This is a genomic window from Arsukibacterium tuosuense (assembly GCF_900215315.1).
GTDB classification, from domain to species: Bacteria; Pseudomonadota; Gammaproteobacteria; order Enterobacterales; family Alteromonadaceae; genus Alishewanella; species Alishewanella tuosuense.
The window spans coordinates 99,663-115,300 of sequence record NZ_OBEB01000005.1 but is presented as its reverse complement, the minus strand read 5'-3'; the positions used below and the strand labels follow the sequence as shown (position 1 = coordinate 115,300).

General features: G+C 49.9%; 13 protein-coding genes. 2 read left to right on the top strand and 11 right to left on the bottom strand.

Translation table 11 applies throughout. The features are described from left to right. Positions 1-19: 19 nt before the first annotated feature. The 9 genes from CRO03_RS11390 to CRO03_RS11350 all read right to left on the bottom strand — a co-directional run bounded on the left by CRO03_RS11390 (position 20) and on the right by CRO03_RS11350 (position 12,379). Positions 20-898 carry a CorC family transporter gene (locus tag CRO03_RS11390; RefSeq protein WP_097111759.1) on the bottom strand — a complete coding sequence of 293 codons (879 nt, stop codon included), beginning with the start codon at positions 896-898 and terminating at the stop codon, positions 20-22. Positions 899-931: 33 nt separating this feature from the next. Then, on the bottom strand, positions 932-1,393 hold the full coding sequence (gene ybeY / locus CRO03_RS11385; RefSeq protein ID WP_097111758.1) for an rRNA maturation RNase YbeY: 462 nt from the start codon (positions 1,391-1,393) through the stop codon (positions 932-934). Continuing rightward, the gene (locus tag CRO03_RS11380; RefSeq protein WP_097111757.1) at positions 1,393-2,397 is read right to left on the bottom strand and encodes a PhoH family protein; all 1,005 of its coding nucleotides are present in this window, start codon (positions 2,395-2,397) and stop codon (positions 1,393-1,395) included. Before CRO03_RS11380 ends, ybeY begins: the two co-directional genes overlap by 1 nt. Before the next feature lie 38 nt (positions 2,398-2,435). Next, on the bottom strand, positions 2,436-3,860 hold the full coding sequence (gene miaB, locus CRO03_RS11375; protein WP_097111756.1) for a tRNA (N6-isopentenyl adenosine(37)-C2)-methylthiotransferase MiaB: 1,425 nt from the start codon (positions 3,858-3,860) through the stop codon (positions 2,436-2,438). A gap of 112 nt (positions 3,861-3,972) precedes the next feature. Further along, the gene (locus CRO03_RS11370) at positions 3,973-4,821 is read right to left on the bottom strand and encodes a DMT family transporter (RefSeq protein WP_097111755.1); all 849 of its coding nucleotides are present in this window, start codon (positions 4,819-4,821) and stop codon (positions 3,973-3,975) included. A gap of 107 nt (positions 4,822-4,928) precedes the next feature. Then, complete coding sequence (locus CRO03_RS11365) at positions 4,929-9,500, bottom strand: EAL domain-containing protein (RefSeq protein ID WP_245861623.1); 4,572 nt, start codon at positions 9,498-9,500, stop codon at positions 4,929-4,931. A 131-nt stretch (positions 9,501-9,631) separates the two neighbouring features. Beyond that, positions 9,632-10,594 carry a cobalamin biosynthesis protein CobD/CbiB gene (locus tag CRO03_RS11360; protein WP_097111754.1) on the bottom strand — a complete coding sequence of 321 codons (963 nt, stop codon included), beginning with the start codon at positions 10,592-10,594 and terminating at the stop codon, positions 9,632-9,634. A 77-nt stretch (positions 10,595-10,671) separates the two neighbouring features. Continuing rightward, complete coding sequence (gene mtnN / locus CRO03_RS11355; protein WP_097111753.1) at positions 10,672-11,385, bottom strand: 5'-methylthioadenosine/S-adenosylhomocysteine nucleosidase; 714 nt, start codon at positions 11,383-11,385, stop codon at positions 10,672-10,674. A gap of 97 nt (positions 11,386-11,482) precedes the next feature. Further along, on the bottom strand, positions 11,483-12,379 hold the full coding sequence (locus CRO03_RS11350) for a pirin family protein (RefSeq protein WP_097111752.1): 897 nt from the start codon (positions 12,377-12,379) through the stop codon (positions 11,483-11,485). A 213-nt stretch (positions 12,380-12,592) separates the two neighbouring features. Between CRO03_RS11350 and CRO03_RS11345 the strand changes: the two genes are divergently transcribed. Further along, positions 12,593-13,129, top strand: a complete 537-nt coding sequence (locus tag CRO03_RS11345; protein WP_097111751.1) for a hypothetical protein — start codon at positions 12,593-12,595, stop codon at positions 13,127-13,129. A gap of 99 nt (positions 13,130-13,228) precedes the next feature. On the opposite strand, the gene CRO03_RS11340 is transcribed toward CRO03_RS11345, so the two are convergent. Further along, positions 13,229-13,693 carry a methylated-DNA--[protein]-cysteine S-methyltransferase gene (locus tag CRO03_RS11340; RefSeq protein ID WP_097111750.1) on the bottom strand — a complete coding sequence of 155 codons (465 nt, stop codon included), beginning with the start codon at positions 13,691-13,693 and terminating at the stop codon, positions 13,229-13,231. A gap of 1 nt (position 13,694) precedes the next feature. Next, a complete protein-coding gene (locus tag CRO03_RS11335; protein WP_099458840.1) occupies positions 13,695-15,068 on the bottom strand; it encodes a DNA-3-methyladenine glycosylase 2 family protein in 1,374 nt (457 codons plus the stop codon). Positions 15,069-15,271: 203 nt separating this feature from the next. Here CRO03_RS11335 and CRO03_RS11330 point away from each other — a divergent pair, with 203 nt between their 5' ends. Next, positions 15,272-15,613 (top strand): HopJ type III effector protein, encoded by a 342-nt coding sequence (locus CRO03_RS11330; protein WP_097111749.1) that lies wholly within the window; start codon positions 15,272-15,274, stop codon positions 15,611-15,613. Positions 15,614-15,638 lie beyond the last annotated feature (25 nt).

Below are 15,638 nucleotides of genomic sequence, written 5' to 3'. Positions count from 1 at the left end.
GTTTTAGCGGTAACGGTAGCTATGATCCAACGTCCTCAGTTGCTTCACTTTCCTTGGCTTTAATGACCTGCAGTTGCAACAGACGCCGGCTATTGGCCTTACTGACTTTGAAAGTCAGATCGCCTAACTGAATACTTTCACCGCGCTCTGGCATATGGCCAAAAGCATGCAGTACGATTCCGCCTATGGTATCTGCGTCTTCTTCATCAAAACCGGTACCGAAACTTTCGTTAAATTCGTCCAGCGGGGTCAGGGCACTGACCTGAAATACCCGGGACGCCATCTTCTTAATATCGTTATCTTCTTCATCGTCATGTTCATCTTCAATTTCGCCGACGATTTGTTCCAATATATCTTCAATAGTCACCAGGCCGGAAACCCCGCCGTATTCATCAACCACGATAGCCATGTGATAACGTTTCTGGCGAAACTCTTTTAACAGGGCATCAACCCGCTTACTTTCCGGAATAATAACAGCCGGGCGCAAAAACTCACGGATATGCCAGTCGGTCTGATTAGGATCCAACGCATATTGCAGCAAGTCTTTCACCAGCAAAATGCCTTCAACGTGATCTTTATCTTCGTTGACGACCGGATAACGGCTGTGATTATTTTCGAGCAAAATAGGTAAAAAAGCGCTGACTGGTTGCTCGATGTCGATGGTAGCCATTTGCGAGCGGGGCACCATAATGTCGCGTGCCCGCATTTTAGATACATCCAGTACGCCCTGCAGCATACTTTTGGTATCACTATCGATAAGTTCGCGGCTGGCCGCTTCGCTTATAATATCTTCCAGGTCTGAAATGTCCTGTGGCTCTGCGCTGAAAATACTGGCGATACGCTCTAACCAGGTTTTGCCGGCAGAACCGCGGCTAGAGTGGGGGTTGTCGTCACTCATTCGTGAACTTATGCTCCGTTAGTGAAAAGTAACCTAGTTATCATCCAATAAATAGGGGTTGTTGATGCCAAGACTGGCGAGGATCTGAATTTCTTCGGCTTCCATTGCTTCGGCATCGTCGTCATTTATATGGTCAAAACCTAACAAATGCAAGCAACCGTGTACCACCATATGTGCCCAGTGATCATTTAGCAACTTCTGTTGCTCGTTTGCTTCTGTTTGCACCACCTGGGTACAAATTACCAAATCGCCCAGTAAGGACAGCTCGATGCCGGGTGGTGCCTGAAAAGGGAAGCTAAGCACATTGGTTGGTTTGTCTTTGCCACGATATTGCAAATTAAGCTGCTGGCTTTCCAGATTATCGACAATTCGTATTGTGACTTCCGCTTGTGCCTGAAACGGCAATACTGCGGCATTGAGCCAGCGCTGAATATCGGCTTCAGCAGGAATGCCGGGGGCTGTACTGGCTAATTGCAGATCAAGCAAGACACTCATTATTCAGCTTTGCTCTGCAACTTTTCGGCTTCGTGGGCTTCATAAGCCTGGACTATACGCTGTACTATCGGGTGACGCACCACATCTTTGGCATTAAAAAAGTTAAAGCTGATTTCGTTTACATCGCTAAGGACATCAATAGCGTGCTTTAAACCTGAATACTGGCCGCGGGGCAGGTCAACCTGGGTAATATCACCGGTAATGACCGCTTTGGCACTAAAGCCTATCCGGGTTAAAAACATTTTCATCTGTTCGGTGGTGGTGTTCTGGCTTTCGTCCAGAATAATAAAGGCATCATTCAGGGTGCGGCCACGCATATACGCCAGTGGCGCTATTTCGATAACACCGCGTTCCAGATATTTTTCAACTTTTTCAAAGCCGAGCATCTCAAATAAGGCATCGTACAACGGCCGCAGGTAAGGGTCGACTTTCTGGGCCAAATCACCGGGTAAAAAACCCAGTTTTTCACCGGCTTCAACCGCTGGCCGGGTCAGCACTATCCGTTTCACCAGGCCACTTTCCAGCGCATCGACAGCGCAGGCTACGGCAAGGTAGGTTTTGCCGGTACCGGCCGGGCCAACACCGAAGCAAACGTCATGACTCAGCACATTTGCCACGTAACTGGCCTGGTTTGGGTTGCGGGCTTTAATCAGGCCTTTTTTGGTTTTCAGGCTGAAATCGCGGGTACTGCCATTGTCATTCTGGTACTGAATATCAAAATTTTCACTGATGGTCAGATGCACCTGCTCCGGGCTGATAGCCGCAGCGTGCTGCCGCCCGCCGGCTGTAAGCTGAAATAACTGACGCAGAATATCACTGGCAGCTGAAACATTAACGTCAGGGCCCGCCACTTTAAACAGGTTATCCCGATAGCTGATATCAACCAGCAAGCGCCGTTCAATATGCTTTAAATTATCGTCATAGGGGCCACAAAGCAGGTTTAATCTGTTGTTGTCGGCCGGTTCCAGTACCAGTTCTGCTACATTCAAATTGTCAGTGTTCAATAGTGCACTCGCGGTTAAGGCCCGCTCAGGGCGTAAAATCAGGGCGTAAAAGTCGTCACACCCAAAGGGTCGACCTTGGGTTGTCTTGCTAAAATCTGGGCCGGAGCAATTTCACGGCGCAGCCCCATTTGCGCTTCAGTGCGGATTAAGTCGCCACGCAATGAGTTACTGAAAACGTCGGTAATTTTAACGTCTACAAACTGACCGATCATCTCTGGTGAGCCTTCAAAGTTCACCACCCGGTTGTTTTCAGTACGGCCGGTCAGCTCCATAATATTCTTTTTTGACGGTCCTTCAACCAGAATACGCTGTTCACTGCCCAGCATATTACGGGCAATTTTCAGTGCTTGCTGGTTAATCCGGTCCTGTAATATGTATAGCCGCTGCTTCTTGGTATCGTCGCTGACATCATCTGGCAGGTCTGCTGCCGGTGTACCAGGACGGGCACTGTAAATAAAGCTGAAGCTCATATCAAAATCGATGGCCTGAATCAGGTCCATGGTCGCCTGAAAATCCATATCGTCTTCACCCGGAAAACCGATAATAAAGTCGGACGACATACTTAAGTTTGGCCGGATTTTCTTCAGTTTACGAATTTGCGCTTTATATTCCAGCGCGGTATGGCCACGTTTCATCAGGTTTAAAATGCGATCTGAACCAGACTGCACTGGCAGATGCAGGTGATCAACCAGCTCTGGCACATCGCGGTATACCTCAATAATGTCATCGCTGAATTCTATCGGGTGTGAGGTGGTATAACGGACCCGGTCGATGCCATCAATGGCGGCGACTAAACGCAATAACTCAGAAAAATGGCAAATATTGCCATCATGGGTTTCACCGCGATAACCATTAACGTTCTGACCAAGCAGGTTAACTTCACGTACACCCTGGGCTGCCAACTGTGCCACTTCAAACAATACGTCGTCTAGCGGCCGGCTGACTTCCTCGCCCCGGGTATAGGGCACCACACAGAAAGTACAGTATTTCGAGCAGCCTTCCATAATAGAGACAAAAGCAGTCGGACCTTCTGCTTTTGGCTCAGGCAAGCGGTCAAATTTCTCAATTTCCGGGAACGATACATCGACAACCGGCGAGTGTGAACCACGCACCGAGTTAATCATTTCCGGCAGACGATGCAGGGTTTGCGGACCAAATACAATATCGACAAAGGGCGCGCGTTCGCGAATGGCTTTACCTTCCTGGGATGCCACACAGCCACCGACCCCGATAATCAGATCCGGATTCTTTTCTTTTAACGGACGCCAGCGACCAAGTTGGTGAAACACTTTTTCCTGAGCCTTTTCCCGGATCGAGCAGGTGTTCAGCAGAATAACGTCTGCCTCTTCCGCTTCTTCTGTCAGAATGTAGCCATGTGTTGCATCCAGCAGGTCTGCCATTTTCGACGAGTCATACTCGTTCATCTGGCAGCCCCAGGTTTTAATGTGCAGCTTTTTGCCCATTGTTGGTCGTTACCTGTGTTGTCGCGTCTGAAAAAGGGAGCGTATTTTAGCTTGTTCGACGCTGCAGTGCCAGCATCGTTGGCAAAAGCTTTTGCCGCTGTCGGGCCCGGGTTTAAAAAAGGCGTTGCCGGGTAGTGACATAACCAGCATAAAAAATAACGATGACGCCGGCCAACCAGCCCCAGGTTACCGGTTCCTGCCAGAACAGGTAACCAAAGGCACCGGCAAATAACACGCTGCTATAGGTCCACATCCCGATATCACTGGCCGGGGCAATGGCAAAGGCCCTGGTCATTGCCAGCTGACCAATCGCTGCCAGAATGCCCATACCGATAAATGCCAGCCATACTTCAGCTGCGAGCGGCTGCCAGTAAAAGGGTACCGGTATGGCGGAGAGCAGGGCAGTCAGCAACGAAAAATAAAACACAATCCGTACTGCCGACTCGGTACTGGCCATTGCTCTGATAGTCGTTTTGGTAATAGCGACTAAAAATGCCGAAAACAATGCCAGCAGCAACACCAGATTCAGGCCCGGCTCCGGGCTGGGCAAGGCCAGGATGACACCGACAAATCCCAGCGCAATACCAAAGCGGGTCAGCCTGCTGGGGCGTTCATTCAGCCAGAAGCGGGCCAGAATCGGCACAATAAAAGGCGATAGCATAATGACCATCATCGCCTGAGCCAGCGGTAACTGCGACAACACGTAAAAAAAGCAGTACATCGATATCAGGCCGGTCAGTGCCCGGCTTAAATGCAAATACCAGCGCTGGGTTTTCAGCATGGCAAAGCCATGGCGGTATAAAAAAGGTAGCATCAGCACCAAGGCAAACAGATTGCGGAAAAATACAATTTGCGCTTCGCTAGCCATGTCACTGCTGTATTTCACCACAGCACCTATTCCGGCAAAGCAGGCTTCTGCCAGTAATAGCAGTAATGCGCCTTTCAGCAGGTGAGGTTGCATAACATTCCTGGCAGCGGGTCGTTTAGGCCGTGCAGTATAACAGGCCACGGTTACTCAAAACGAGCAGTCAGCGTAATTTAGTCGCAGTAGCACAGCAGGCTGTCCGATCAGTTATTGCTGCCTGGAAGCTGCTTTTGCTGCCAGAATGGCGGGATCTGCTCAGCAGTTAACGGTTTGGAATATAAATAGCCCTGAATTAACGGACAATGGCGTTCAGTGAAAAAGGCCAGTTGTTCTGTGGTTTCCACCCCTTCGGCAATGCAATACATGCCGAGGCTGTTAGCCATACTGAGCATGGCATCAATAATGGTTTCATCGCTTTTATCAATGCCGATGTCGCTGACAAAGCTGCGATCAATTTTTATGGCGTCTATCGGCAATTGTTTTAAGTACTTCAATGAAGAGTAACCAGTACCAAAATCATCAAGGGCCAGTTGAATGCCTAAGTCGCTAAGCGCCAGCATGGTTTCAATTGCGCTTTGCTGATCATTCATCAGGGCACTTTCGGTTACTTCAAAGCGCAGACAGCTTGCCGGCAGCTGATATTTATTCAGTAACGCCGCCGTATGGCTGGCCAGATTAGTCTGCTCCAGATGCTGAGTAGCCAGATTAACCGACAGATAAATATCAATACCGCTTTGGCGCCATTGGCTTAGATCGGCCAGCGCCCGCTCCAGTAATTGTTGGGTCATGCTGACGATTAGCCGTAATTCTTCAGCCAGCGGAATAAACTCGACCGGCGATACCACACCATCGGTACTTTGCCAGCGCATCAGTACTTCAGCACCGACCATTTTCTGCTTACTACTGTCGACAATCGGCTGATAAACGTTGAAAAACTCTTTGTTTTGGTGGGCTTTACGCAGCCGGGTTTCCTTCGCCAGCTGCATATGCGCTTTTTCATTCATTTCATTGGTAAAAAACTGGAAGTTATTACGACCGGCTTCTTTCGCATGATACATCGCTACATCAGCATGCTTTAGCAGTTCCTGTGCTGTCAGCGCATCATCCGGATACAAGGCAATACCGATGCTAGGCGATACACCTACAGTATGGGGGCCCAGTTGCATCGTCTCACTGACTACCGACAACATTTTACGCGCGACCATGCTGACATTCTCGCCCCGACGATAGCCTTCCAGCAGCACAACGAACTCGTCGCCACCCAGACGGGCAACGGTGTCCCGCTCGCGCAGGGTTAGAGCCAGCCGGCGGGCGACTTCTTTCAACAACAAATCGCCGATATCATGGCCGAGGGAGTCATTAACCTGCTTAAATTTGTCCAAATCAATAAAACATAGTGCTAACGATTTTTTGTCACGCCGCGATTGTTCCATCGCGTGCAGAATACGGTCCATCAATAATGCCCGATTCGGTAAGCCGGTTAACGCATCATAATTGGCCAGATAACGCAGCTCTTCTTCCGCCATTTTCTGGGCAGTAATATCGGTAAATACCAGGACATAGAAGGCAACATTTTGCTGCTCGCCTATGGCACTGATATTAATCAGGGTAGGGCGCTCCCGGCCGTCCGGGGTAATGACCTGCTCCTCACCCTGCCAATGCGCGCCGGCGCTTAATTCGTGTAACAGTTTCGTGTAAAAACGCCGCCGCACCAGACTGATCCCCAGATGGTGGGTACGGGGGTTATCCAGATATTGCTCAACACTACCAAATGCTGTTGAAAAAGACTGATTAGCTGCAATAACCCGTTGTTTGCTGTCTAAAATGACCACCCAGTCGCGGGTTTGCTGGAATGCCTCGCCAAATAATTTTGCTTTCTCCATATTGGCACGGGTTTCGGTAATATTGCTGAAGGTACCGGTAACCGCCATAACCTGCTGATTGCCGTCCACAGCAGTAACGCGCCCTTGATCCCGGAACCACAGCCAATGGCCTGCTTTATGTTTTAAGCGGTAGGTGATTTCAAAATTACTATCAGGGTGCTGTAAAAAACGTTGCCACTGCTGCTGATAATTTTCCCTGTCTTCCGGGTGGATCAGCGAAAGATGCTGCTGCAGGGTAATGTTATTCATCAGCTCGCCGTAGCCCAGCATTAATTGCATTCTGGAGCCATACAAACTGTTTTTGTCCGCCTGCCATTCGAATGCACCGCTGTCTACCGAGGCCAGTGCTTGTTTTAAGCGCTGCTCGCTGGTTGCTACTTCCTGGTGGGCTTCAGTAATAATTTGTTGCTGTTGCCGTCGTATCCGGTACAAATGATACAGCAGCGCAAGGCCTAGTAGCGAATAGAGTGCCAGTGCCCACGGCGACCGCCATGGTGCCGGAGCAATTCGCAAGGTCACTGAACTAACTTCACTTTCCAGGCCGGTATGCGGCGCAATGGCGACCACGTTAAACTGGTACTTACCGCTTCGAAGCGAAGGAAACACCACATTGTTGGCCTGTTGTTCGGGGTAATTAAGAGTATCGCGACCTTCCAGCCAGAAACGGTAGCGCATTTTATGGTTGTCCCTAAAATGCATTGCACTAAATTGTAGCTGAATACCAACATCTTCGTGATCCAGATGAAACACTTTATTGTTCAGCAAGTCGCTACGACTTTTAAAGCTACCACTTAAAACACTGATATCGGTAATGTTTACGTTAGGTCGCGGCTCCGAGGTTGCCAGTTTTGCCGGGTCCACCAGGGTTACACCGCGCATACTACCAAAAGCAATCCGGCCATCCGGTAACTTAGTTGATGCACTACCATTAAATTCGTGAACTCTTAAACCATCGGCTTTACTAAAGTGTTCTATTTGCAGGGTGTCAGGTTTTAACCTGCTCAAGCCGCTATGCGATGAAAACCAGATATCGCCTGCGTCATCTTTTTGCAGGGCGTAGACCTGATCTGCAATTAACTTATTGTCAGTATTGAAATGGTGTTTAAGTTGCATTGACTCGCTGTCAAAGCCCAGTAACCCAACACTATTGATACCCAGCCAGAGGATACCGTAATCATCCTGTGCCATCTGATCAGCATGGTGCGGCATCATCGGCTGGTATGGCTCCACCTGATATATCTGACGGAGTTTATCAAGTTGGCTATTGTACAGCCAAAGCTGGCCGGCAGTAGTAACCAGTAGTTCTGAGGGGTTGTCTGGCAACGCGCCGACGATACCGCCGAAGTATTGCATCGGTAATTGCTGAAACACTTCCAGCTCGGTGACCTCGCCGGTTGCCGGGGTATAGCGATACACTTTTCCTTCATTGTAAAAATAGAATTGGCGATTGCTGCCGTTACCTGCATCAAAATAATAAAAGAAACTATCACTACCTAACAGAGTCCGTTGCTGTTCATTTGCCACAGGCAATGACACTACCTGCCCGCTCTTTTTATCAAAAAGGTTTAAACCGCTGGAAGAGACAAACCAGAGCTGCTGCGGATTGGCGCTATCTGCGATGACCTGCATTACCGTGCCCTGATGCCAGTTAGCTTTCAGATCGTCAGAAACAAAATAACTGCTGGTGGCGCCGGTCGCTATATTCAGTTTATTGAGACCGTTGCTGGTACCGATCCATAAGTTAATATCCTGATCAGCGGCCAGCTGATAAACCTTATCATTACTAAGCTGTTTTCCGAGGGTTGTCTGACGACTAATATGCTCAAATGCCAGTGAACGGGGATGCCAGTAAAAGGCGCCATCATCACGCGAGGCCAGCCAGTAGCCACCAAAATCATCAGCGGCCAGATCAATAATATTATTGTCAAAAAGACCTAAATCACTATCACTGAATCGAAGCAATAACTGTAAGGTATTGTCGGAACTGTCAAAATTAAACAGTCCCTGTTCGGTCGCCACCAGTGCCTGACGGCCCCGCCAGTGTAATTGCCAGATATTATAATCAGCAATATGCATACTGGTTTGCAGTGGTACTTCAGTGTCTGTCGCTAATTCGATTTGTGTCAGGTCCAGGCTATATAAGCCGGCAACGGCACCGATATACAAGCGGCCGTCTGCAATACTCAGATGTTTAACTTCAAGCTGGTCGTCACTGGCGGTGCTGCGATCGAGATATGGTATGTACTGATGACTGTCATTTTGCAGGTCGTACTGGATCAGGCCATCAAAGGCCCCGGCATACAGGTAATTATTGTGAAGTAATAAGGTTCTGAACCACCCTTTCTCTTTACCGTACTGTTTCAGAGCCAGTAAATTTGATGTCTGCCCGGTATTTTTGTTCAGGCGGTGAATTTCATCATTCAGGATAAACAGCAGGTTATCAGCGTCTTGATCTATCAGACCGGTAATATGGTTGTTGTTATGTGTTTCATTTAAAGTTTGTTTCGCCACAAACAAAGAAAAGAGGCTGCTTTCGTTGTCATATAAATAGATGCCAACATTTGCTGCCGAAGCCCAGATACGACCTTGCTGATCTTCGATTACCTCACTGAAAGATATGTCAGACAAATTATGTTCCGCGGCGTTCATGTGGCTGACTTTATTGGCATCAAAGCGGTTAAGGCCGCCATCGGTGGCTATCCATAGGAAGCCGTTTGTGTCGATCATCAGATCATGAACTGTGCCCTGGGACAAGCCCTGATCCGGGGTCAACGGCTGTAATAGCGGTGCCTGGGCCAGGCTGGAACCAGATAAGATCAACACCAGGCCGAACAGCATGGTTCTGAAATAACTTCCGTTTTGTTCTGGCAACAGATCAACTCTGAATATCACGTAATTTCCCATCCCGGCAGCTTTATATAATTATTAGTGCTACAGCTAACTTGCTGCGACAGACCATATACTGACTATACCAGCATTGTCTAGTGTTCAGTGCCTGGTACAGAGTATATAACGTGAACAGGTCAGGCTACCAATAAGATGCTGGCAATATATAAGGCTAAAGTACTGCTAAATAAGATAATTAACGCTGTTTGCTGCGCATTGACCAGCAATATTGTCCTTAAAATATCGTTGGCGGTCGGTTCGGTGCCGCTGCCCAGTCGCTGGCGTGCTGTTTTGCTACCTGCATAATATGCCGGGCCCCCCAGTTTACGGCCAAGGGCACTGGCACCTGTTGCCAGCAGTATGCGGCTGGGCCAGTTAAAGAAAAGTGCGTCGGTAGCCCGATAGTTACGCCAGGCACCACTGAGCCCGGTCTGAACCGCCAGCAGCAACGCGGAAATGAGTAGCCCCGGCGCAACAGCCAGCTGATAACACCTTGCCGCAGTGCGGCCAAAGTAACGATAATGTGGCAATTTACTGTTCCACTGGCGGGCGGCAATCTGCAGCAAGGTATAGGCCAGTGCCATTAAACCGCCGCCGATTAAAAACCAAAACAGTACTGCTATCAGGTTGGCAGCGTTTTGTAGTAACAGGCTTTCAATGCAGGCTTTGCTTAACCCCATTGCAGATAGATTTTGGCGGTCACGAAGCAACAGCGGCCTGGCACGTTCCCGGGCCAGAGTCAGCTGTTGGCGGTTAATGCTGTCAGCGACTGCCGCAGCCTGTTGCAAGCTAAGCCTGCTACCCAGACAAAAGTATAAAATCAGCACATCCAGCACCAGTGGCAGCTCCGAAACCAGGTAGAAACAATAAGCGATAGCCAGTGTTAGGGCGAGCACCAGCAATAACGCCAGGGTGCCTGACAGTTGCTGTTGAAAATGACTACGACTGATATCAGGGTGCACCTTTTTTGCCAGTCGCTGCAGCAATACGGCCAACCCTTTAACAGGGGCGCGGGCACCAGGCAGCACCAGCCAGCGGCTGGTCAGCAGAGCAAGCAATACCATTAGCGGCCAGGCCGGCAGCAAATTAAGCCAGTGCATCAGGCTGAAGTCGCATAGCGTGCTACAGGGTTCATGATAAAGCGCTCATGATGATAAAGTGCTGACGATAAAAGTGTTCACGACAAACGAACGGCGCTGAGCTGACCGAGTAAGGCTACCACCATTGCAGAACTGTTTTTCGATGCCACTTCCAGGTAAGCGTCGAACGACACCGGTGATTCTTTGCCGGCGATGTCACTTAAACTTCGGATCACCACAAAAGGTGTATTCAGCATATGGCACACCTGGGCAATGGCTGCTCCTTCCATTTCTACTGCCAGCATGTCGGGGAAGCGCTTGCGGGTTTGTGCTATTCGCTCTGGATCACACATAAAGCTATCGCCGGTAGTTATCAGGCCGCTTTTGGTTTTACAAAAGCCCAGGCTGGCGATAGTTTGCGCAGCCGCTTTTACTAACTCCGGGTGGGCAATATAGGCAGCAGGCATTTGCGGCACCTGGCCATATTCGTAGCCAAAGGCTGTTACATCCACATCATGGTGGCGTACTTCAGTGCCAATGGCGATATCACCGACACTTAGCTCAGGGTCAAAGCCACCGGCAGAGCCGGTATTGATCACACAATCGGGTTTAAAGTGGTCAATTAACAGGGTTGTCGCTACTGCCGCGGCAACTTTACCAATACCTGACTGAACAATAACTACCTCGTTACCGGCCAGCTGACCACGAAAAAACTGATAGTTGCCAATTTGTTCGGTGCTGCCTGCTGTCAGTTGCTGTTTAAGTATTGCAACTTCAGGTTCCATTGCGCCGATGATACCAAATAACTTCATAACTGGACCCATTTACTGAAAACGCTAGACTAAAAGCACTAGTATAAAGGCCCTGCACCAGAAAATCCTCAGTAAATCGTGGTTTAGCGGCTAAAGATTAAGCCGGGGTATTGAGCTTAATTTCTGTTGCCGGGCCGCCCGCGGTCAGCTTACCTTGCTGATAGTCGCGAATAGCCTGCTCAATTTCCGCATTGCTATTCATAACAAAAGGCCCATATTGCACCACGGGTTCGGCAATAGGCTTGCCGGCCAGTAATATTAAGCTGACGTCAGTGCTGGCCACCAGAGTGACACTTTCGCCCTGGTTTAATAAACCGGCATGATGCTCATTAAGCTGCTGCAGGCTATCGGCTTTTTTTACCGCTACGCCACCATTGAACGGATAAAGCAGCGCATGATGGCCTGCCGGTAACGCTACGGTCAGCTCGGTACCTGCCTTCAGCCGCACATCGTAAAACTGCGGTTCAGTGCTCAAGCCATTGATAGGTCCGGTCACGGAACCATTGGCAGTACTAAAGCTGCCGGCGATAACTTTAACCTTCGCACCGGATATGGGCTCAAACTGAGGTATCTGCTCCGGGCTGATATCAACATAGGCAGCCGGTTTCATTTTCTCTGCTGCCGGTAAGTTTAGCCACAACTGAAATCCCCGCATCAGGCCCTGTTCCTGCTGCGGCATCTCGGAGTGGATAATACCGCGACCTGCTGTCATCCATTGCACACCACCACTTTTCAGATGGCCCTTATTGCCCAGATGGTCTTCGTGCAGCATATGACCATCCAGCATGTAGGTTACGGTTTCAAAACCACGGTGAGGATGGGGCGGAAAGCCCTTAATATAATCATCTGCCTGCTCAGATCCAAAACAGTCGAGCATTAAAAACGGATCGAAGCGCAACTGGGCATTAAGCCCCAGGCTGCGTTTAATTTTAACGCCGGCACCATCTGATACCGAAGTGGCTGGGATGATTTGCTGTAAACTACGGTTGCTCATGATTTTGCTCCTGCCAGAATCTGGATTGATGCTATTAAAACGCAACTTATCAGAATATAAAATGCCATTTTTGGCCGGTATTCGTTCGATAAAACTGAAAGGTCAGCGAAAGTGAGCTGAAGTTCAGCAGCTGTTAAGTCAGGGGGGCTAAGATACACCCAAATTGCGACACTGACAGATAGACTTGACTTGAAAAAGTAATGGAGTAACAAAATGAAAAAAGTATTAGTAGCATCAGCCCTGGTGGCAATGGCAGTAAGCGCAAATAGCATGGCGAACCCGGTTTGGGATTACGTTGGCGCTGGTTATACCGATGCTGCTGGCGATGGTCCTTACATCGAAGGTTCTTTCCGGTTAAATCGCAACTGGGTAGCGGATGCCAGCTATGCCCGTTTATCAAATGGCCCGTTCGATGCCAATCAACTGAAAGCTGGTTTGAATTACGTTATGGGCACTACTCTGGATTTTGCACCCAATACCCAGACCTATTTGCTGGGTGGTGTTGAGAATTGGTCAGGTGATGCAGATGAAACCGGTGCCTATGCCGGGGTGGGTGTTCGTCATCCGCTAACGCCGCAGGTGGAATTGTATAGCGAAGCAACGTATCACACTGTGTATGACGATCATGGCAGTCTGGCGGGTGGCATTGCTTATTTTTTAAGCCCGGACTGGGCCATTCGCGGCAATTTAGCGCTTAACAGCGGTGATACCAAAAATGAGTTCCGGTTTGGTGTCTCTTACCAGTTCTGACAACAGGCTTATAAGACGTTGCTGCTAGCGGCGTCCTAACATTTTTGCTTGCAGGTTTGCCGGGCTTAGCCCGGCTTTTTTATGCTTTAGCACCTGGTTTCAGCACTTCGCAGTAACTTTTTGTTCATGAGCTAACAGCCAGGCTTTATTATCCAGGCCACCGGCATAACCGGTAAGGGTGCCATTAGCGCCTATCACCCGGTGACAGGGCACCACTATTGCTATCGGGTTTTTACCATTGGCAGCGCCGACGGCCCGCACTGCTTTGGGGTTAGCTATTTGTCTGGCAATGTCAGCATAGCTGCAGGTCTGGCCAAACGGCAGCTTACAAAGTGCCTGCCACACTTGCTGCTGAAAAGTGGTGCCGGTGGTAGCCAGGGGTAAACTGAATTGCCTTAAGTTACCGGCAAAATACTGCTGTAATTGATTGGCAGCCAGCGCTGTCAGGCTGGAGGGCTGATCTGGCGCTGTTGTTGCTATACCAAAATTAATCTTGCTGATCCCACGTTCACTGGCGCAAATTTGCACCGGACCTAACGGGCTGTCTATGGTCTGCTGATACATGTTAGTCCCCTGTCTGAAACCACAGCTGAAAGGTGGCATAACTGCGCCATGGCGCCAGATTGTCGGTATTTGCCGCTGCATTTTCTGTTCTGGCCAGCGCCCGCTGTACACCCAGATCGCCTGCCAGCCAGATATCACTGTCGCCCAGGCCGCGCATTCTGGCATAGTTAACTGTCCACGGGCCAATTCCTTTAATACTAAGCCAGCGCTCAGGTGCAGCATCAGGTTCAGCCAGCACAAAAGCCGCCAGATCATGCAGGGTTTGCCGGCGCAGCGCAGGTACCTTAATCATGGCTAAATCACTTGCCAACACGGCCTGCGGCGTGGGAAACAAGCGTTTTTGTTCAGCGACTGTTACTCCCAGTGCCTGAACCAGCCGGTTAAGCTGGGTGCGGGCACCGGCTACACTAACCTGCTGCCCAAGAATGGCTCTGACGCCAGCTTCCCAACTGTTCCACAGGCCCGGGATCCGCAGACCGTGAATCAGGCCACTGCTGAATAAGGGATGGCTGGCCAGCTGTTGTTCAATTTGCAGCATATTGGCGTCTAAATCCAGTACCCGGCGCAGATGTTGCACCAAGCCGCTGAGCCCATGCCGGCCCGGCCAATGCAAGGTTAGCAGCAGGCTGCAGGCAGTTTTGGGTTGTACCTCAAACCAGCCGGTGTGCTGCAGGTAATTAAAGGTCCGGCCATAGCGCTGACCCTCAACCCAGTCAATCCCGGTTAGCGTGCGCGCCTGCCAGAATGCCAGCATATCATCCCAGGCCATCGGCGGCCGGTAGCTGAGATCCAGTTGCAGGCCATTGCCGGCAGTTTTCGGGCGATGGCGGCGAATCGCTGACGGGTTAAGCCGCAGCTGCCTGACAAAGGCATCGTTAAACCGCCGGACACTGTTAAAGCCTGCCTGATACGCAATGTCGGTGATGGCCAGGTCAGTTTCATGCAGCAGTTTTTTGGCAAACAGTACTTTCTGGCTAAGTGCATATTGGGTTGGCGTTAACCCCAACTGTTGCTGGAACAACTTGCGCAGATAGCGGTCTGTTATGCCAAGGCGGGTGGCAAGCGCAGCTTGAGTATGCTGTTGCAAAGCACCTTCATCAATTAAGCGTAGTGCCCGCTGCAGCGTTGTCTGGGTACCCTGCCACGCGGCTGAGCCGGGTGCGCTGTCCGGCCGGCAACGTAAGCACGGTCGAAACCCTGCCTGACTGGCCGCAGCGGCAGAAAAAAAGTAACTGACGTGTTGTTCGGCCGGCGGTTTTGCAGGGCATACTGGCCGGCAGAAAATGCCGGTACTTTTTACGGCTGTAAAAAACAAGCCGTCAAACCTTGCATCACGGGCCAGCCTGGCTTGCTGACACACTGAACTACTTAACATAACTAGCGCTGCCTGGTAATTAACTGGTCTGAGTATATCAATAGCAGGCCGAAAAACTGGCCAGATCCGGCACTGAAAGGTAATTTTATGTTACCGCGGCTTTAGTTGTATTGCAGTTCGCTTAACAGCGGCTTAATATCAGTTGACGTTTGTCCGGGCAGGATACCAGCGGCCAGCGAGGCCGGTACAACGCAGGAGTTGCAATGTTAGATCGCTTTTTTATTCAGTTAAGTACTGAGCCTGAAACCATTAGTTTTCAGCAAAGTATTGGCATTATTGACCTGATGTATCATTTTCAGCCGTGTGATTTTAAAAACGGTGAGCTGAACAATGTCGCCGGTGAAAATACCGGCGCCTGCAAAATACTGGCGTTTGGGGCGCTGCACCAATTATCTGAGCCACAAACGCTGTTTTTATTTGGTGACTATTATCAGACTGTTCTGGCCAACCCAAAAGGTGACGATCACCAGAATATCCGGAATTTTATGCGCAGCGGCTGGGATGGTATCGATTTTAGCGGCCAGCCTTTGCGCCTGAAAGAATAACGGTTTTCAGTTAAGCTCTGCCGAA

Excerpts from the sequence above, each read along its gene's own strand:
- ybeY (WP_097111758.1), bottom strand. The coding sequence starts at position 1,393 with ATGAGTGTCTTGCTTGATCTGCAATTAGCCAGTACAGCCCCCGGCATT.
- CRO03_RS11350 (WP_097111752.1), bottom strand. The coding sequence starts at position 12,379 with ATGAGCAACCGTAGTTTACAGCAAATCATCCCAGCCACTTCGGTATCA.
- miaB (WP_097111756.1), bottom strand. The coding sequence starts at position 3,860 with ATGGGCAAAAAGCTGCACATTAAAACCTGGGGCTGCCAGATGAACGAG.
- CRO03_RS11340 (WP_097111750.1), bottom strand. The coding sequence starts at position 13,693 with ATGTATCAGCAGACCATAGACAGCCCGTTAGGTCCGGTGCAAATTTGC.
- CRO03_RS11390 (WP_097111759.1), bottom strand. The coding sequence starts at position 898 with ATGAGTGACGACAACCCCCACTCTAGCCGCGGTTCTGCCGGCAAAACC.
- CRO03_RS11370 (WP_097111755.1), bottom strand. The coding sequence starts at position 4,821 with ATGCAACCTCACCTGCTGAAAGGCGCATTACTGCTATTACTGGCAGAA.
- mtnN (WP_097111753.1), bottom strand. The coding sequence starts at position 11,385 with ATGAAGTTATTTGGTATCATCGGCGCAATGGAACCTGAAGTTGCAATA.
- CRO03_RS11335 (WP_099458840.1), bottom strand. The coding sequence starts at position 15,068 with ATGTTAAGTAGTTCAGTGTGTCAGCAAGCCAGGCTGGCCCGTGATGCA.
- CRO03_RS11345 (WP_097111751.1), top strand. The coding sequence starts at position 12,593 with ATGAAAAAAGTATTAGTAGCATCAGCCCTGGTGGCAATGGCAGTAAGC.
- CRO03_RS11330 (WP_097111749.1), top strand. The coding sequence starts at position 15,272 with ATGTTAGATCGCTTTTTTATTCAGTTAAGTACTGAGCCTGAAACCATT.
- CRO03_RS11360 (WP_097111754.1), bottom strand. The coding sequence starts at position 10,594 with ATGCACTGGCTTAATTTGCTGCCGGCCTGGCCGCTAATGGTATTGCTT.